This window comes from Enterobacter sp. PL_is514 (assembly GCF_055816715.1).
Genome location: NZ_JBVPGN010000029.1, coordinates 129,091 through 147,199, shown reverse-complemented (window position 1 = coordinate 147,199; position 18,109 = coordinate 129,091). Strand labels below are relative to the sequence as shown.

Here is an 18,109-nt window from a genome sequence, read left to right as displayed (position 1 = left end):
GCGCTGCGCTTACCCGGCCTACATTTGAATCGTAGGCCGGGTAAGGCGTAGCCGCCACCCGGCATTAGCTTACAGAGCCTGATGTTTCGTCTCGTGCGTCAGCAGCAGCGCAATCAGCGTCAGCCCCGCCATTGCCGCCAGATAAACCCCCACATAGAACAGACCATAGTTTGCCTGCAGCCAGGTGGCGATATACGGCGCAACGGACGCGCCCAGAATAGACGAGACGTTGTAGGAGAACGACGCGCCGGTATAACGCACTTCCGTTGGGAACAGCTCAGGCAGCAGCGCACCCATCGGGCCGAAGGTCAGCCCCATCAGGCTCAGGCCAATCAGCAGATAGGCCATCACCAGCGCCGGGCTACCTGAACCCAGCAGCGGCGGGAAGACGAACAGGGCAAACAGAATGATCAGTGTGGTGATGGTAATCATGCTCGCGCGGCGACCGAACTTATCCGCCAGCAGGCCCGCAATCGGAACCATCACGCCAAACCCGATCACCGCCATCATCAGCATCCACAGCACTTCGTTACGCGGCAGACCCAGCCCAACCGGCGCGGCGGCGGTACTGAAGGTCATGGAGTAAACGGTCATGATGTAGAACAGCGTATAGGTTGCCAGCATGATGAACGTGCCCAGCACGGTCACGCGGACGTGTTTGGTCAGCAGCGTACCCAGCGGCACTTTCACCTGCTTGTTCGCCGCGGCCACTTTTGCGAAAACTGGGGTCTCATGCAGAGAAACGCGCACGTACAGGCCAATCAGCACCAGCACGGCTGAGAAGATAAACGGAATACGCCAGCCCCAGCTCATGAACTGTTCATCCGTCAGCAGCCAGGAGAGCAGCAGGAACGTCCCGTTGGCAAAGAAGAAGCCAATCGGTGCGCCCAACTGCGGGAATGAGCCATACAGCGCGCGCTTGCGTGCCGGGGCGTTCTCGGTGGCCAGCAGCGCCGCGCCGCCCCATTCGCCGCCAAGGCCCAGACCCTGACCAAAACGCGCCAGCGCCAGCAGGACCGGCGCCAGAATGCCGATGGTCTCATACGTAGGCAGCAGGCCGATGGCCACGGTGGAGATGCCCATCGTCAGCAGCGAGGCCACCAGGGTGACTTTGCGGCCAATGCGATCGCCAAAGTGTCCAAACAGCGCAGAGCCAATCGGACGCGCAACAAACGCGATAGCAAAGGTCGCCAGAGACTGCAGCGTGGCCGCGGTCGGATCGCCCTGCGGGAAGAAAATATGCGGGAAGACGATGACCGCGGCGGTGGCATAAATATAAAAGTCGAAGAACTCAATGGCGGTGCCAATCAGCGATGCGACGACAACTTTATTGCGCGAGTTTACCGGAACGTTTTCCGTTCCTGAGTCGAGTGTGGTGGCGGTTGCTTGCATAATATTTTCTTATTTTTGTCGAACGAAAGGCCATATTACGCACAGCAAAAGCGACATTTCAATCTGTAACAAAGCCGCGTGCTGGTGATAAAAGCAACAAAAAGCGGATAATTTTCAGGCCAGCCAAAACACGTCTATGAAATGCTTCACAGATTTTAAATATCAGTCAATAAAACTGGTTTTTGGTTAAATAAAAGTTACAGGCTGGATTTATATGCTGAAATGATGAATCGGGCTGAAATTTCAGCCCGAGAGTGGGGTTACCGGTGCGTTTTGCCCGGCATTCGCGGGTCGTCTTTGTACTCGGCAGTGGCAATCCACGCCGCGCAGAACAGGGTCAAACGCGCGAAGAAGTAGAAGAACGCCATCAGCCCCAGCACCGAGCCAAACGCCGCGCCGGAAGGGGATTTAACCAGTGACGGTAAGGTGTAGGTCATCACGATTTTGATCGCTTCAAAGCCGATCGCCGCAATCAACGTGCCGCGGATCAGCGCCTTCTTGCGCGGACGATGGCGGGGCAGACGCCAGAAGATCCAGAAGAACAGCAGGTAATTGGCAAAGATGGAAATGGCCAGACCAATGCCGCGCCAGGCGGGCTTCAGCCATTCGATGTAATCAAGGTAAAGCGCGGAGATGATCATCTGCTGCGCCGAGCCTGCCACGGAGGTAATGGAAAGCGTCACGATGAGCGCGACAAGCAGGCCAATCAGCGAAACAAAATCGCGGAGGTACTTAACCCAAATTTTCTCCTGGTCCTGCGGCTTACGCTCCCAGACATCGCGCGACTGGGCGCGAATGGCCTCGCGCAGGTTGCCCATCCAGTTAACGCCGGAGTAAAGGGCAATCAGCAAACCGACGATACCGACGGTAGTACGCTGCTGAACGGCGGTATTGATGGTGCTTTTGAGCGTGCTGGCAAGGGTTGGGTCACTGACGTTATTCAGGATCTTATTGAAGATATCCTGCAGCAGCGTCGGGTGCGACGCGAGCACAAAACCTGCCGCCGCAAACGACACCATCAGGATTGGGATCATCGACAGGAAGGAAAAATAGGTGATGGCGGCACCAAACTGATTTCCCATGCGGTCATTAAAGCGTTCGGTCGCGCGTATCAGATGCGCAATCATGGGAAACTGCTGAATTCTGGCGACAATGCCGGTGACGGTCCCCAGCGCTTTGCTGGCGGTACCAGGGGACCTGGCCTCTTCAGGCCCGGTTTCCATCTTTTTGACGGGCTCATACTCTAAATGTTGGGTGGGTCGTTGCGGGTTGTTTTCCGGCGTCACGCGTCTTGTCCTTTTCGTTTGGCTGGATGTTACTGAATTATAGCTTGCGACTAGTCCACGTAAGCTTTTGTGAGTTCGGTTAGCCACTCCATGAACAGATGGACCCGGCGGGAGAGGTTGCGGCGGTGGGGATAAATCAGGGAGACAGGCATCGGTTCGGCCCGGTATTGCGGCAGGATCTCAACCAGTTTCTTCGCGCGGAGTAAATCGCGCACCCCAACCCGCGGAACCTGAATAATGCCCAGTCCGGCGAGACAGGCAGCCTGGTAAGTTTCCGTGCTGTTGACGGTTAAAACCCCGCCCGTTTTTACCCACTGCGTCGCACTGCCGTTATAAAACTCAAAGCCCTGCGGGCGAGTTCCCAGCATCGCGGCGTAGTGGATCACGGCGTGTGAGCCTAAATCGTCCAGCGTTTCCGGGTAGCCAAAACGCGCCAGATAATCCGGACTGGCGCAGTTAATCACCGACAGCTTGCCCAGCGGACGGGCAATCAGCCCTGAATCCTTCAGCGTGCCGACGCGGACGACGCAATCAAACCCCTCACGGATCACATCCACCAGGCGATCGCTGCTGCTGAGTTCCAGTTCAATGCCCGGATAGTGCTGCAGGAAAGCAGGCAGTTTGGGGATGACTAAATTTCGAGCAACGCCGACGGGCATATCCACGCGGAGCCGTCCGCTGATGCTGGAGGGATCGTGCTGAAACATACCGTCGAGTTCATCAAGGTTTGCCAGCAGATCTTTTGCCCGCTCGTAATAGACCATGCCGTCCTGCGTCAGGCTGACGCGGCGCGTGGTGCGGTGCAATAGCTGGGTGCCAAGCCGGTTTTCCAGGGCCTGAATTTGTCGTGAAACGCTGCCTTTCGGCAGGGTTAATGTTTCGGCCGCGCGGGAAAAACTCTCCAGTTCCGCGACGCGGACGAATAACTGCATTGCGTGAATTTTATCCATAGCGGAAGCTCATTGTTGTTACAGCTGAAACAGTGAAGCGTTTTAACCCATCTTTATTGATTTTCTATCACCTAATAAGCTCTTTCTCAATCTCCTTAACAGCCAAAACGAGGTTTATGATGAGTGAACGTATCGCATTAGTGACGGGTGGTAGCCGTGGTCTGGGTAAAAACGCTGCGTTAAAGCTGGCGGCAGACGGCACGGGAATCGTCCTGACATACAACCGTAGCCAGCAGGAAGCGCTGGATGTTGTGCATGAAATTCAGGAAAAAGGCGTTAACGCAGCGGCATTACAGCTCAACGTCGGGGATATCACGGGTTTTGATCATTTTGCCCAACAGCTTCAGGAAACCCTTAGGCGTGTCTGGCAGCGTGAAACTTTTGACTATTTATTGAACAATGCCGGAACGGGTTTATATGCGCCCTATACCGACACGACGGAAGCCCAGTTTGATGAGGCGCTGAACGTTCATTTCAAAGGACCTTTCTTCCTGACCCAGCGCCTGCTGCCGTTGCTGAACGACGGGGGACGGATCCTCAACGTCTCCAGCGGGCTGGCCCGCTTTACCCAGCCGGGCTCAGGGACCTACGCGGCCATGAAGGGGGCGATGGAAGTGCTGACGCGTTATCAGGCGAAAGAGCTGGGCGCGCGCGGGATCGCCGTCAATATCATCGCGCCGGGCGCGATTGAAACTGACTTTGGCGGCGGACGCGTGCGCGACAACGCGGAGCTGAATCAGCTGCTGGCCTCGCAAACGGCGCTGGGACGGGTGGGGCTGCCGGACGATATTGGCGATGCCATTGCGGCACTGCTCAGCGACAAACTGGGCTGGATGAATGCGCAACGTATTGAAGTCTCAGGCGGCATGTTCCTGTGATCTACGCGCTTAAGGAAATCCTTAAGGTCAGTGTGTCTAAATACGGACAGATATAAAGAACTCGGGGGGTTTTGTAACGTCTCCATTCGTTGAGTTTTTTCTTAAATAACCCCTCTGTAGAATCCCCCTTCGCTATTCTCAGAGGGATAAAAAACGATGCGAGTAATCATGTTTGACAGGCAGTCACTCTTTATTCACGGAGCGATACACAGTCTTCAGACGCTCATTCCGGAAATAGATATGACAGGGACCTGTCAGGCAGACGATTTATGGACCCAGATTTCCGCTTCACCGTCAGCTATCGTCATGATTGACGGCAATTTAATGCAGGACGAGGGGAGCGCTTTGCTGGAAGAGATGCTGCAACGCTTTCCGGCGATACGCGTGATTCTGGTTTTGGCGAAAAAAGAGGCCAGATGGGTTGAGCAATTGCGGCAGCGAAACATCATGGCCATTATTCCCCGAAATGCCAGTCCCGAGCGGTTTTCCGCCGTGCTGGATTCGGTGTCCAGAGGGATGGTCTGTTTTCCCGGGGAGTGGGTCAGGCAGCCGTCGTCTCAGGCGTTATCATCCCTGAGCGAGCGTCAGCGCGACGTGTTGGAATTGCTGGCGGCGGGGGAGTCAAATAAAGAGATTGGCCGCAATCTCAACATCAGTGCGGCCACGGTAAAAGCGCATCTCGAGGCGCTTTTCCGGCGGCTGGACGTGAAAAACAGAACGCAGGCTGCCATGTACTATACCCGTGAGAAGGCCTGAAAAATCGCGTTTGGGAGCGAGGGCATCTCTCCGAAGCTGAATATCATCATAACCAGCGCATCATGCTGCTGTTGGGTTAATGGATGTGTCACACTTTCCCGCAGCAGCGCTTCACGCAGCTGAATATCGTCATGCAGCAAATCTTCTGCCTCGGCAGGCGTGATGGGACCGTGAAAAAGTGCCCGATCGCGGATAACGTGGCCATAGCCAATAACCCATAATCCGTTTTCGTCACGATATTTCTCCAGAGAAAGACCCTGGTGTTTTTTTATTAACGCAATGGCGGCAGAAGATATTTTCAGCGCATGACCTTTCATATTCATTTCCTCTTAAGAGCGACACTGTAGAGGAAACGACGTCCGAGAAATATCCGCCAAATGGCTATTGATCAGGCATTATTATTCAGGTATTCCTGCTGCAATAAACCAAATAACCAGTCATTTTGCCAGCGCCCCGCAAGGTAATAGCTCTCGCGTAATTCGCCTTCCAGGCGAAAGCGGGCTTTTTCCAGCAGGCGCCTTGAAGCGACATTTCCCACGGTGACGGTGGCGGTGAGTCGACGTATACCGCCCTGATGAAAAGCATAATCACAAAGCGCTTTCAGGGATTCAAAGCCGTAGCCTTTCCCCTGCGCCTCGGGTGCGAAAAGGAAGCCCACTTCGGCACAGTCCCCCTCCCGATGAATATACCCGGTAACGCCCAGCGGAGCCTGTGAGGCGGTGTCACGTACGACGAGACAGAGCCAATGCGCGCTGCCCGGTGACCAGGGCGTCAGGCGCGAATCAAATGCCTCGCGGATCGCCGCAACGGGGCGGTTTTCCGCCACAAAGCGCATGACGTCGGGATTCTGCTGTAATGCCAGAAAAAAGGGCCAGTCTTGTTCCAGCAGAGGTGAGCAGGTAAGGCGAGGGGTAATTAAAACCGGCATTCAGATTCTCCTGAAACATTTTAAATGATTTTAGGGTTGTCACTTTATTTCAACAGAAAGTCAGGTATGGTTAATCGCGTATAAATAAAAAGAAAAAAAGGCCGTCTCGTGCCCATTCCGGATGTCTTCGTTGTCGCTTAAGGAAAACAATGAGTCTCAGCACATCACATCATATTCGCGAACAGTTCGAACACTGTCTGGCGGTCATTCGCCATGCGTCGGTGGAAATTTTGCTACTTCTGAATGTACATGCTTCTGAGGGTAAAGATCCACGCTGGTTTCTGGAGCAACTCGACAGTGCTCGATTAGCGCTGGGCGGCTGGGGAGCCGTTGCGAAAAAACTCAACCTGAATGACGCCGAGATGTCGGAATTTACGCTCCAGCTGCGCCTGCTGCAGCAGCGCGTTCCGCAGTATGAAAGCGGACAGGATGTGAGTGAAAACCAGCTTATTGCGGCGATGCGGTTTGTCACCGCGCTGGAACACCTGCGCCTGCAGCAGCCGCTGCTGACCTACAGCACGGACCTGGCACCGGGAAGCGAACTTCAGCAACAGCAGGCGCACAAGCAGGTGCGGGCGATTGAGCTGATGATTAAAGGGCTCATCCAGCAGGCCTGGCCCGATCAGGTACGGCTGAACAATCATCTGAAGACCTTGTTTAACGCCGATCGCGTTCGGCGCTGGCTGAAGCTTGGCGAGATCAACGATGTCCTGAGCGGCATGATGTTCAGCGAGCTGGCGCAAATGCTGGTGGATAAAAAAGAGTTCAGCCGCTATTACGCTTCGCTGTTCAGCGATCCGTCCATGCTGACGCTGCTGGTTGAACCGCGTAAAACGCTGCAAACCTTCCTCGACGACATCCGGCAAATCCGCAACAGCATCACCGTTCAGAAAACGTTAAGCTCGGCGCAAATTCAGCTGCTGGATAACTACTACGCGCAGATCGCACGGCCCGTTCAACGCGCGTTTGAAGAGGGGAGAACGCGCGTCAATCCGGCGGGATTCATGGCGGTAGATGCCAGCGAACTGCATACCTTCTGGGAAAAGGCGCAGAAAATGGATCGGGTCACCGGTGGGGATCTGTTTGAAGTCCGCGACACCATTGAAAAGCCGACCCAGCGCGCGCCGCGCACCCCCGAACAACGCGAACAGCTTATTTCCGGCGCGCTATGGGGGGCGGTTGGCGTCATGGTGATTGCCATCGTGGCGGGGGGATTCTGGCTGGTGACCAGCAGTAAACCGCAGCCTGCGACCGCCAGCGCGGCTGAAGCGGCACCACCACAGGAAATGCGCGAGACGCCTTCCTCGCGTGAAACGCTCACGCGCATGGGGGTGACCTGGGACGAGAATAATTTCCGCTCGGCCATTAATCGCAACGACACCCGCGTGACCCAGCTTTTTTTGCAGGGTGGTATGGACTGGAAGCTGTCCTGGACCGAAGAGGCGATGTCGGCAGGCTATGACGACGTGCTGGAGCTGATGTTACGCTACCGGCAAAACATGGTGGAGGAGAAGCCGTGTCGCCGCTTCATCAACACGCTCAGCCACGCGATGTCGAACGGCGAGTCTCTGACCTCGGTACGTAAAGAGTATCTTAAAGCGTTCTGCACCGTGCCTGCCGTGGTGAAACGCCAGCAGCACGATCTCGACATGGCCACACGCCGTGCGAAGTCACAGCCGGATGCCACCACGAAAAAATGGCAGTCCATTCAGAGCGCCATTTATGAGGTGATCCGCTAAGTTGTTCTCCCTCTCCCTGTGGGAGAGGGCCGGGGTGAGGGCACCAGACCGCACCCCGCACCCTGCTCAAGGCTCCCCATACAACCCAATCAGCCGCCGCACCACGCCGTTCGTCCAGCCGAAACCATCCTGCAGCGGATACTCCCCACCGCCCCCTTCGCGCGGCGTGCTGCTGGCGATGTGGTACTTCTCAATCAGCTTATGGTGCGTCTGATAAAAATGGTTCACCGTATGCAGCCAGCTCCAGGCGATCTCATCCCCCAGCGAATCGTTGCCGTACTGCTTGAAGCCCTGAATCGCCATCCACTGCAGCGGCGCCCAGCCGTTGGGTTTATCCCACTGCTCGCCGGTTTCATACTCGGTCGCCAGAATCCCGCCCGGCGTGAGCAGTCGCGCCTTGACCGCATCCGACAGGCGCTCGGCCTGCTCATGGGTTGCCATGCCGACATACAGCGGCACGATGCTGGCGGCAGAAAACAGCGCTAGCTCTTCGCGTCGCCAGTCGTAGTCGCGGTAACAGCCGCTCTCCTCGTCCCACAGATAGCGGTTCACCGCCTCGCGACGATCGCTGGCTTTCTGGCGGAACAGGTCGGCCGTCTCTTTGTCCCCTTTCGACGCCGAAATGTTGGCAATGGCGCTTTCCAGCTTGAACAGGAAGGCGTTCAGGTCGATGGGGATAAACTGCGTCGTGCGGATGCTGGCGAGCCGCGACGGATCGCGCAGCCAGCGGGACGAATAGTCCCAGCCGGACGCTGCCCCCGCCCGCAGGTCGCGATAGACCTCGTTTGGCGGTCGCCCTGAGTGGCGCGCGGTTTCCACGTCCTCAATCCACGATTCGTCGCGCGGGGTATCACGGTCATCCCAGTAGCGGTTGAGCAATGAACCGTCCGGCATGCGCACGGCGCTGCGGTAGGCCTGGTTAAGCAGCAGCGACTCCGCGCCGTCCATCCAGAAGGCGTACTCCATTTTGAGGTGATCCAGATAGCGTTTCGCACCGCGCACGCCGTCCTCCTCGAACAGCTCCACCATCAGGGCAAAGACCGGCGGCTGGGAGCGGCTGAGATAATAGGTACGATTGCCGTTGGGGATATGCCCGTAGCGTTCAATCAGCCAGGCGAAGTTGTCCGCCATGCACTTCAGCAGGTCGTTACGACCGCTCTCCGCCAGCCCCAGCATGGAGAAATAGGAATCCCAGTAGTAGGTCTCGCTGAATCGTCCGCCGGGAACGATATAGGCCTGCGGCAGCGCCAGCAGGGAAGACCAGGGAATATGATCCTGCGGCTCGCGCGTCAGCACCGGCCACAGGTTATCAATGTGCTCCTTGAGGGAGAGGCCCGGGTCGGAGACATACTCGGTGCCGAACGTTTCCGGCATCCAGAAGTGGTTCTCCACAAACTGGCGCAGGTCGAAGTCCCGGTGGCGTCTGACCTTGCGGTAGCGGATCAGGATATCCAGCGGATCCATTTTCGGCGCGCAGTCGGGGAAGGTTTTGCTGTCCGCAAACAGCCGCGTCGACTGCACATGCTCGAACAGTTCAAGATAGCGGTCTGCGGGCGTCAACGCATCGGAGGCGGGTAGCCCCTCGATCATTTCGGGTTCCGGCTCCGCCTCAATCATTTCATCCAGTTTCAACTCGCAGGGATCGGTCTCGTAGCGCAGCTCTTCTGCAATCTCGAATTCGATGTTCTCGGTAGCCTGTAGTTTCTGGTTGAACATGGTGATAGGGACCTCCGGTTGTGTGTTCAAAAGACAGGTTTATCCGGGCGTCTTATAAGCGTAGACATTCGCTTCGGTAGAGGGGGAGGAATATGTGCGGTAGATCACTATTTTCGGAGCATTCGTTTTGCAACGATTTATGTATGTTAACAGTAGCCTCTCCAGGAGAGGCTACTGAACAAGAGGCGAGTATCCCGGATCAAAGGCCTTGTTTTAGCCGCGTAGCAATCGGTTCAAATTCCTCTGTGGAGTGGCGCTTGAGCGTATCCGGTGCGTTATCCTCAATGGCTTTCCAGTAGGCCCACGGCACCGGTTTTTTCCCCAGCTCATAGTCCATGGCGTCCCAGGCATCTTCACGAAACGCATAAAATGCCCAGTGTGCATGATGTTTGTCGAGGACGGTCAGGACATCATTAAGCCACTGCCGGCAGCCCTGCAGCGTGCGAACGCAGCCAAACTCTCCCGCGACAACCCGGTTGGCCGGAATACCATTCTGCTTCGCCCAGTCAAAGGGCGCGTTCATCCATTTCTCTATGGCCGTAGCGTCCCATTTCATCTTTTTACCGCCGAACGTGATCATGCCTGGATAGTCGAACGGCACCTTGCGGCGTGCATTTGGCGCGCTGGTGAAATCATAGGGCTCGTACATGTGGAAGCTGTAGAGCACCCGCTTATCCTCAAGCGCGGACGGCCAACCAGAAAAACCACGCGCGGAGGCGTACCAGCCTCCATCGACCATAATCGGTGTGGTGGCATCGACCTCGCGGATGGCGGCAATAATCTGATTGTAGAGTGCGGGGAGGTTACGCGCCGTGCTTTGCTGCTGCTGATACCAGGTTTTTAGCGCCTCTGGCGACGCCTGCTCGCTAATGTTGCCTCTTTTTTCAGGCGCGGGTTCATTGACCAGGTTCCAGGCGGCAATGCCCGGTTCGTCCTTCAGGGCCTGGGCCAAATCACGCCAGAACTGAGCGGCTTCCTGCCAGTATTTTTTATCCTGCCAGATGCGGTCATCAAACTGGTTATTGTTATTTTGCGCCCAGCGCATGCCGGGTAAAGAGAGTGGGGCAATAACGACCTGTAGCCCGGCCGCGTGTGCTTTCCTGATGGAGGCTTTGAGCGTCGCGAGGTCTGCGGCCTCGAGCCCACGGTAACCGTCGGCGTTGCCGAGAAGAAAATCTCTCCCGGCAGGTTTCCATTTATCATAAGAGAGGCGAACCCACGTCGCGCCATAGCCACGCAGCGCATCATAGTATTCCTGCGTGGGCGGCAGGCGGTTAAAGCTGTTTCCGCCGTGCTGAGGGGTATCCCAGAAGGTGATTTGATCAGATGAGGAGGCAGCAAAGCAAAAAAGAAGCAGGGTCAACCCGATAAGCGCTTTCATCTCAATTCCTTTTTAGCGTGATGATGATTTTATATTCGCCGGGATGATGAGGCTTTGTCTTTAAATTATCGAGCCATATAAAAAAACTGGCCCGCAAAGGCCAGTTTTGATGACGTGCTTTCCTGCGAAAAGCCCTTAACGCATGGTCACAAACTCTTCCGCCGCCGTTGGGTGGATTGCCACGGTGTTATCGAAATCTTTCTTCGTTGCGCCCATCTTCAGCGCCACGGCGAAGCCCTGCAGGATCTCATCCATGCCGAAGCCGATGCCGTGGATACCGACAATCTTCTCGTCCGGACCGACGCAGACCAGCTTCATACGGCACGGCTGACGGTGAGAGGTGACGGCGGTATACATCGCGGTAAACGCCGATTTATACACTTTCACCTGGTCGTCGCCATACTGCTCGCGCGCCTGCGGCTCGGTTAAGCCGACGGTGCCGATTGGCGGGTGGCTGAAGACCACGGTCGGGATGTTGCTGTAGTCCAGATGCTCGTCCGGCTTGTTGTTAAACAGGCGCTCGGAAAGACGACGACCCGCCGCAACGGCCACTGGGGTCAGCTCAACCGCACCGGTATTATCGCCGACCGCATAAATGCCCGGTACGCTGGTGTTCTGGAATTTATCGACGACGATATAGCCTTTTTCGTCGGTTTTCACGCCGGTCACGCCCAGGTTGAAGTTATCGTTAGCCGGTTCACGGCCAATCGCCCAGATCAGGCAATCGACGGTCTGGCTGCGGCCATCTTCCAGCTCCAGGGTCAGGCTGCCGTCTGCATTTTTCACGACCGCTTTTGGCACGGCGTTGGTATGCAGGGCTGGACCTTCGGTGTTCATCACTTCAACCAGCGTATCAACGATCAGCGGATCGAAGCTGCGCAGCGGCGCGTGTTTTCGCACGAACAGGTGCGCCTCTGCGCCCAGGCCGTTAATCACCCCGGCCAGTTCCACCGCGATGTATCCCGCGCCCACCACGGCAACGCGCTTAGGCAGGGCAGGCAGTTCGAAGAAACCGTCGGAGTCGATGCCGTATTCCACGCCCGGGATATTCGGGTGGCTAGGACGGCCGCCGGTGGCGATCAGGATGTGATCGGCGGTGATCGTCTCGCCGTTCACTTCGATCGTTTTCGCGTCCACAAAGCGGGCGAAGCCGTGGATAACGTCGACGTTATTTTTGCCCAGCACGTTGTCGTACGAGGTATGAATACGGTCGATGTAGGCGGTACGGCTGGCGATCAGCTTGTCCCAGTCAAAGTTATTAATGGTGGTGTCAAAGCCGTAGTCCGGGCCATACATATGGATAGCTTCACGGATCTGCGCCGCATGCCACATCACTTTCTTCGGTACACAACCCACGTTCACGCAGGTGCCGCCCAGCGCTTTGGCTTCAATCAGCGCGCACTTCTGGCCGTACATGGCCGCGCGGTTGATGGAGGCGATGCCGCCGCTGCCGCCGCCGATTGCGATGTAGTCATAATGCTTAGTCATAGCTTTTGTCCTTAATCGTGAATTGCCGCGATTGTATACCTGAAATCAATAGTTTCCACCGATGGCTGCGATTACTCCGGCACGATCCAACTGACGGTGGCGTGGCCTGTACCCGCTGGCACCAGCGTTTTGTGCAGCCACGGCAGCACGTTGTTCATCTGCGCTTCGAGCTTCCACGGCGGGTTGATTACAATCATGCCGGAGGCGGTCATGCCGCGCTGATCGCTGTCCGGACGTACCGCCAGCTCAATCTGCAGGATTTTGCGGATGCCGGTCGCTTCCAGGTCTTTGATCATGCGTTTGATTTGCGCGCGCAGCACCACCGGGTACCACAGGGCGTATGTCCCGGTAGCGAAGCGTTTGTAGCCTTCATGGATGCCTGTCACCACCGCCTGATAGTCGGTTTTGATTTCGTACGGCGGGTCGATAAGCACCAGGCCGCGACGGGAAACCGGCGGCAGCTTGGCTTTCAGCTGCTGGTAGCCGTCGGATTTTTCCACGCGGGCGCGGCTGTCTTTCTGGAATTCAGAACGCAGCAGCGGGAAGTCGCTCGGGTGCAGCTCGGTCAGCTGGATGCTGTCCTGCTCGCGCAGCAGTTGGCGTGCAATCAGCGGCGAGCCCGGGTAGTAGCGCAGCTGGCCGTTGCGGTTGAAGTGATTCACCACGCCGATGTACGGCTCCAGCTCGGCAGGCAGGTCGTCCTGCTGCCAGATGCGGGCAATCCCTTCCAGATATTCACCGGTACGCTCGGCATGCTCGCCGCTCAGCTGGTAACGGCCCGCGCCCGCGTGGGTGTCCAGATAGAGAAACGGCTTCTCTTTCTCTTTGAGCGCTTCGATGATCAGGCTCTGAACGGTGTGTTTAAGGACGTCGGCGTGGTTGCCAGCGTGGAAGCTGTGGCGATAACTGAGCATGGGTAATGATATTCCGCTGAATTGACGATTTGCCACAGTTTACAGCAGAACGGCGCAGATTACCCGTAGGCCCGGTAAGCGCAGCGCCACCGGCCTCTTTTCCGCCACGTCTGGCATTGAAATCCTCTACACTTAACCCCATTCTAGATCGCATATGCACAGCGCCGGATGCGCGCTTCATTCACCTATTTCAACAGGACAGCGTTTATGACCAATCCATTACTGACGCCTTTTTCGTTGCCGCCGTTTTCTAAAATCCTCCCTGAGCATGTGGTTCCAGCCGTTACGCAATCGCTGGACAACTGCCGCGCGGCGGTAGAAAGTGTGGTAGCGCAGGGCGCGCCGTACACCTGGGAAAATCTGTGTCAGCCGCTGGCCGAAGTGGACGACGTGCTGGGGCGTATTTTCTCCCCGGTGAGCCACCTGAACTCGGTAAAAAACAGCCCGAAACTGCGCGAAGCCTACGAACAGACCCTGCCGCTGCTCTCTGAGTACAGCACCTGGGTCGGCCAGCACGAAGGGCTCTACAAAGCCTACCGCGACCTGCGCGACGGCGACCATTATGCCGAACTGAACACGGCGCAGAAAAAAGTGGTCGATAACGCCCTGCGTGATTTTGAGCTGTCCGGGATTGGCCTGCCAAAAGAGAAGCAGACCCGCTACGGTGAAATTGCCGCGCGCCTGTCTGAGCTGGGCAACCAGTACAGCAACAACGTGCTCGACGCCACCATGGGCTGGACGAAGCTGATTACCGACGAAACGGAGCTGACAGGCATGCCGGAAAGCGCCCTGGCGGCGGCAAAAGCCCAGGCCGAGGTGAAAGAGCAGGACGGCTTCCTGTTAACGCTGGATATCCCGAGCTATCTGCCGGTGATGACCTACTGCGACAACCAGGCGCTTCGCGAAGAGATGTACCGCGCCTACAGCACCCGCGCCTCCGATCAGGGGCCGAACGCCGGTAAGTGGGACAACAGCCCGGTGATGGCGGAAATCCTCGCCCTGCGTCACGAGCTGGCCCAGCTGCTGGGCTTTGAGAACTACGCCGACAAATCTCTCGCCACCAAAATGGCGGAAAATCCGCAGCAGGTGCTCGACTTCCTGACCGATCTGGCGAAACGCGCCCGTCCGCAGGGTGAAAAAGAGCTGGCCCAGCTGCGCGCCTTCGCGAAAGCGGAGTTCGGCGTGGACGAGCTGCAGCCGTGGGACATCCCTTACTACAGCGAAAAACAGAAGCAGCATCTCTACAGCATCAGCGACGAGCAGCTGCGCCCGTACTTCCCGGAAAACAAAGCCGTTAACGGCCTGTTCGAAGTGGTGAAGCGCATCTATGGCATCACCGCCAAAGAGCGTACCGATATCGACGTCTGGCATCCGGACGTGCGCTTCTTCGAGCTGTATGACGAGAAAAACGAACTGCGCGGCAGCTTCTACCTCGATCTCTACGCGCGTGAGAACAAGCGCGGCGGGGCGTGGATGGACGACTGCGTGGGCCAGATGCGTAAAGCCGACGGTACTCTGCAGAAGCCGGTCGCCTACCTGACCTGTAACTTCAACCGCCCGGTAAACGGCAAGCCAGCGCTGTTCACCCACGACGAAGTGATCACCCTGTTCCACGAGTTCGGTCACGGTCTGCACCATATGCTGACCCGCATCGAAACCGCAGGCGTGGCCGGGATCAGCGGGGTGCCGTGGGATGCAGTCGAGCTGCCAAGCCAGTTTATGGAAAACTGGTGCTGGGAGCCGGACGCGCTGGCGTTTATCTCCGGCCACTATGAGACCGGCGAACCGCTGCCGAAGGAGCTGCTGGATAAAATGCTGGCGGCGAAGAACTACCAGGCGGCGATGTTCATCCTGCGTCAGCTGGAGTTCGGCCTGTTCGACTTCCGCCTGCACGCCGAGTTCAGTCCGGAGCAGGGCGCGAAAATCCTGGAAACCCTGGCCGAGATTAAAAAGCAGGTCGCCGTGATCCCAGGGCCAACCTGGGGCCGCTTCCCGCATGCGTTCAGCCATATCTTTGCAGGCGGCTACGCGGCGGGTTACTACAGCTACCTGTGGGCCGACGTGCTGGCGGCGGATGCCTTCTCTCGTTTCGAAGAAGAGGGGATCTTCAACCGCGAAACCGGCCAGTCGTTCCTCGACAACATCCTGACCCGCGGCGGTTCCGAAGAGCCAATGGTGCTGTTCAAACGCTTCCGCGGCCGCGAGCCGCAGCTGGATGCGATGCTTGAGCATTACGGGATCAAAGGCTGATTGTTACGTGAAGATCTGCTTAGTGGATGAAACAGGCGCCGGAGACGGCGCCTTATCTGTTCTGGCCGCCCGCTGGGGGCTGGAGCACGATGATGAAAACCCGATGGCGCTGGTGATGACCACAGCACATCTTGAATTACGCAAGCGTGACGAACCGAAGCTCGGCGGGATTTTTGTCGATTTTGTCGGCGGGGCGATGGCGCACCGGCGCAAGTTCGGCGGCGGTCGCGGCGAAGCGGTGGCTAAAGCGGTCGGCATCAAAGGGAGCTACCTCCCGGACGTGGTCGATGCCACGGCGGGGCTGGGGCGTGATGCCTTTGTGCTGGCGTCTGTCGGCTGTCGGGTGCGGATGCTGGAACGTAACCCGGTGGTGGCGGCCCTGCTCGACGACGGTCTGAGCCGTGGCTACGCGGACCCGGAAATCGGCCCGTGGTTGCAGGAGCGTTTGCAGCTGATTCATGCCTCGAGCCTGACGGCACTGACCGATATCACCCCGCGCCCGCAGGTGGTCTATCTCGACCCGATGTTCCCGCACAAGCAGAAAAGCGCGCTGGTGAAGAAAGAGATGCGGGTGTTTCAGTCTCTGGTGGGGCCTGATTTGGATGCGGATGGTCTGCTGGAGCCGGCTCGTCAGCTGGCGACGAAGCGGGTGGTGGTAAAACGCCCGGACTATGCGCCGCCGCTGGCGGACGTTGCCACGACCAATGCGGTGACCACCAAAGGGCACCGGTTTGATATCTACTCAGGTACGCCGGAATAAAAAAGCCGGGTGGCGGCTTCGCCTTACCCGGCCTACGTCCTCGATCTATCCCCTCTCCCTGTGGGAGAGGGTTAGGGTGAGGGGAATTTAACGCACTTACTCGTCTTCTTCGTCACGCAGTGGAACAATCAGCATATCCACGTGAACGGTGTTAATCAGCTGGCGCGCGGAAGACATCAGCTTGCTCCAGAAGTCCTGATGGTGACCGCACACCACCAGGTCCATGTCATATTTCTTGATCGCATCAACCAGTACCTGGCCCAGGTCGCCGCTGCCGCTCAGGGTTTCGGTAATCGGGTAGCCTGCGTTAGTGGATAGTTCGCTCAGGGCGTGGTGCGTCTCTTCGGAGATACGCTTCTGCATATCGCCCAGATTGACGTCGATCAGACCGGTGTAGAGGTCGGAGTAATTCACATCAACGTGAATCAGCGAAACTTTCGCGTTGTAGGGACGTGCCATGGATACCGCTTTATCAACCAGCACTTTGCTCTCCGGGGAGAGGTCTACCGCGATGAGAATGTGTTTGTAAGCCATAGTGTTACTCCTTCCTTAAGTTATCGATGACTAAATGGGAAAGCCGTCGTCTGATGCTTTCATTACGGCCCAGTTAAACATATTTTTCAAGCTTTGGTGTTGATAACGATTAACCTTGTGGCAAAAAAATTAACGGATCTCCTACACTATTAAATGAGCCGTTCGGATATTAAAACGCGAACCGGATCGACTTTTGGTCATTCTTTCACTGAACTGTCTGTCAGGGCATTGGGGTGCGGTAGCTCAGAAGCCTTGCTTCGTGGGCGGACGCCGGGGAGGATGTATGATTAGCACCGTCGCATTGTTTTGGGCGTTATGCGTAGTTTGCATAGTGAATATGGCGCGCTACTTCTCATCGTTACGTGCGCTGTTAGTGGTACTTCGTGGTTGCGATCCGTTGCTTTATCAGTATGTGGACGGTGGAGGGTTCTTCACCTCGCATGGGCAGCCCAGCAAACAGATGCGTCTGGTGGGATATATCTACTATCAGCGCTACCGCGATCATCACGATGAAGAATTTATCCGTCGCTGCGAGCGCCTGCGTCGTCAGTTCATTTTAACCAGCGCCCTGTGTGGGCTGGTCGTGGTCAGCATGATTGCATTGATGATTTGGCACTGAGCATCACAGCAGGCGGGGTCAACCCCGCCTTCTTTCCTCTGGCTCAGGGCTTAACCGTGAACCGGAGATCGGAGATATCGCTCTCAATCGAAATAACCTTCCCGCTATAGGCGATATTAACGTCTCCGTTTGTATCAATGCTGGCCGCAGTGATTGTACCCGTACCTTCAATGACAGGATGCTTCATTGCCAACTGATGGATAATGTCGATGTCTTTCCCTGTTATCTTTTCCGAGAGATAGTAACGGTAGATTGTCGGTACGGTGGCGCCACCTTGATTGTTCACGGTCATATAGAGCCAGACGCTGTCAGATAATTTATAAACGCGTTGAAGTGCATCGTTATTTCGCTGATTAGGCTGGTGGTTTAGCCACACAAATCCAATGACCAGAGCCAGAAGCGAAACCGTAACAAGGCGATGAATCCATTTAGTAGCCGTTTTGAATGGCATAGTCTTTTCCGTCATGGGGGGAACTGAGAATATTCGCGGGGATAATAGTTATTTGTGCAGTAAAAAT

General features: G+C 56.6%; 17 protein-coding genes. 6 read left to right on the top strand and 11 right to left on the bottom strand.

Annotation, left to right across the window (positions count from 1 at the left end; genetic code table 11):
- Positions 1–69 precede the first annotated feature (69 nt).
- The 3 genes from AC0TNG_RS09190 to AC0TNG_RS09180 form a co-directional block, all read right to left on the bottom strand.
- The gene (locus tag AC0TNG_RS09190; RefSeq protein WP_024908835.1) at positions 70–1,392 is read right to left on the bottom strand and encodes an MFS transporter; all 1,323 of its coding nucleotides are present in this window, start codon (positions 1,390–1,392) and stop codon (positions 70–72) included.
- Positions 1,393–1,652: 260 nt separating this feature from the next.
- On the bottom strand, positions 1,653–2,678 hold the full coding sequence (gene yhjD, locus AC0TNG_RS09185) for an inner membrane protein YhjD (RefSeq protein ID WP_024908836.1): 1,026 nt from the start codon (positions 2,676–2,678) through the stop codon (positions 1,653–1,655).
- 50 nt (positions 2,679–2,728) lie between these two features.
- Entirely contained in the window at positions 2,729–3,628 is a 900-nt protein-coding gene (locus AC0TNG_RS09180) for a LysR family transcriptional regulator (RefSeq protein ID WP_048991720.1), read from the bottom strand.
- A gap of 119 nt (positions 3,629–3,747) precedes the next feature.
- On the opposite strand from AC0TNG_RS09180, the gene AC0TNG_RS09175 reads away from it, so the two are divergent.
- Both AC0TNG_RS09175 and AC0TNG_RS09170 read left to right on the top strand, forming a co-directional pair.
- Positions 3,748–4,506, top strand: a complete 759-nt coding sequence (locus AC0TNG_RS09175; protein WP_061716335.1) for an SDR family NAD(P)-dependent oxidoreductase — start codon at positions 3,748–3,750, stop codon at positions 4,504–4,506.
- Between the two features lie 156 nt (positions 4,507–4,662).
- Positions 4,663–5,262, top strand: a complete 600-nt coding sequence (locus AC0TNG_RS09170; protein ID WP_407821238.1) for a response regulator transcription factor — start codon at positions 4,663–4,665, stop codon at positions 5,260–5,262.
- Here AC0TNG_RS09170 and AC0TNG_RS09165 read toward each other — a convergent pair.
- On the bottom strand, positions 5,241–5,579 hold the full coding sequence (locus tag AC0TNG_RS09165) for a lysozyme (RefSeq protein WP_473712977.1): 339 nt from the start codon (positions 5,577–5,579) through the stop codon (positions 5,241–5,243). The two genes, AC0TNG_RS09170 and AC0TNG_RS09165, sit on opposite strands and share 22 nt — an antisense overlap.
- Before the next feature lie 71 nt (positions 5,580–5,650).
- On the bottom strand, positions 5,651–6,190 hold the full coding sequence (locus AC0TNG_RS09160) for a GNAT family N-acetyltransferase (RefSeq protein WP_290094181.1): 540 nt from the start codon (positions 6,188–6,190) through the stop codon (positions 5,651–5,653).
- Between the two features lie 149 nt (positions 6,191–6,339).
- Here AC0TNG_RS09160 and AC0TNG_RS09155 point away from each other — a divergent pair, with 149 nt between their 5' ends.
- Complete coding sequence (locus AC0TNG_RS09155) at positions 6,340–7,929, top strand: STY4199 family HEPN domain-containing protein (protein WP_290094180.1); 1,590 nt, start codon at positions 6,340–6,342, stop codon at positions 7,927–7,929.
- A 66-nt stretch (positions 7,930–7,995) separates the two neighbouring features.
- Here the strand turns inward: AC0TNG_RS09155 and AC0TNG_RS09150 are convergent, their stop codons facing one another.
- From AC0TNG_RS09150 to AC0TNG_RS09135, 4 genes are all read right to left on the bottom strand, one after another.
- Positions 7,996–9,645, bottom strand: coding sequence for an alpha,alpha-trehalase (locus AC0TNG_RS09150; protein ID WP_024908843.1), 1,650 nt, complete (start codon positions 9,643–9,645; stop codon positions 7,996–7,998).
- Between the two features lie 199 nt (positions 9,646–9,844).
- A complete protein-coding gene (locus tag AC0TNG_RS09145; protein ID WP_473712976.1) occupies positions 9,845–11,026 on the bottom strand; it encodes a glycoside hydrolase family 5 protein in 1,182 nt (393 codons plus the stop codon).
- A 135-nt stretch (positions 11,027–11,161) separates the two neighbouring features.
- Positions 11,162–12,514: a glutathione-disulfide reductase gene (gorA, locus tag AC0TNG_RS09140; protein WP_061716339.1), complete on the bottom strand. Its 1,353-nt coding sequence runs from the start codon at positions 12,512–12,514 to the stop codon at positions 11,162–11,164.
- Between the two features lie 71 nt (positions 12,515–12,585).
- Complete coding sequence (locus tag AC0TNG_RS09135) at positions 12,586–13,428, bottom strand: 23S rRNA (adenine(2030)-N(6))-methyltransferase RlmJ (RefSeq protein WP_473712975.1); 843 nt, start codon at positions 13,426–13,428, stop codon at positions 12,586–12,588.
- Between the two features lie 207 nt (positions 13,429–13,635).
- On the opposite strand from AC0TNG_RS09135, the gene prlC reads away from it, so the two are divergent.
- On the top strand, positions 13,636–15,678 hold the full coding sequence (gene prlC / locus AC0TNG_RS09130) for an oligopeptidase A (RefSeq protein WP_473712974.1): 2,043 nt from the start codon (positions 13,636–13,638) through the stop codon (positions 15,676–15,678).
- A 7-nt stretch (positions 15,679–15,685) separates the two neighbouring features.
- Positions 15,686–16,438, top strand: a complete 753-nt coding sequence (rsmJ, locus tag AC0TNG_RS09125; protein WP_024908847.1) for a 16S rRNA (guanine(1516)-N(2))-methyltransferase RsmJ — start codon at positions 15,686–15,688, stop codon at positions 16,436–16,438.
- Between the two features lie 96 nt (positions 16,439–16,534).
- Here the strand turns inward: rsmJ and uspA are convergent, their stop codons facing one another.
- On the bottom strand, positions 16,535–16,972 hold the full coding sequence (gene uspA / locus AC0TNG_RS09120) for a universal stress protein UspA (protein WP_003861223.1): 438 nt from the start codon (positions 16,970–16,972) through the stop codon (positions 16,535–16,537).
- A 283-nt stretch (positions 16,973–17,255) separates the two neighbouring features.
- On the opposite strand from uspA, the gene uspB reads away from it, so the two are divergent.
- Positions 17,256–17,591: a universal stress protein UspB gene (gene uspB / locus AC0TNG_RS09115; protein WP_003861224.1), complete on the top strand. Its 336-nt coding sequence runs from the start codon at positions 17,256–17,258 to the stop codon at positions 17,589–17,591.
- Positions 17,592–17,634: 43 nt separating this feature from the next.
- On the opposite strand, the gene AC0TNG_RS09110 is transcribed toward uspB, so the two are convergent.
- Positions 17,635–18,042 carry a hypothetical protein gene (locus AC0TNG_RS09110; RefSeq protein WP_024908848.1) on the bottom strand — a complete coding sequence of 136 codons (408 nt, stop codon included), beginning with the start codon at positions 18,040–18,042 and terminating at the stop codon, positions 17,635–17,637.
- Between the last annotated feature and the right edge of the window lie 67 nt (positions 18,043–18,109).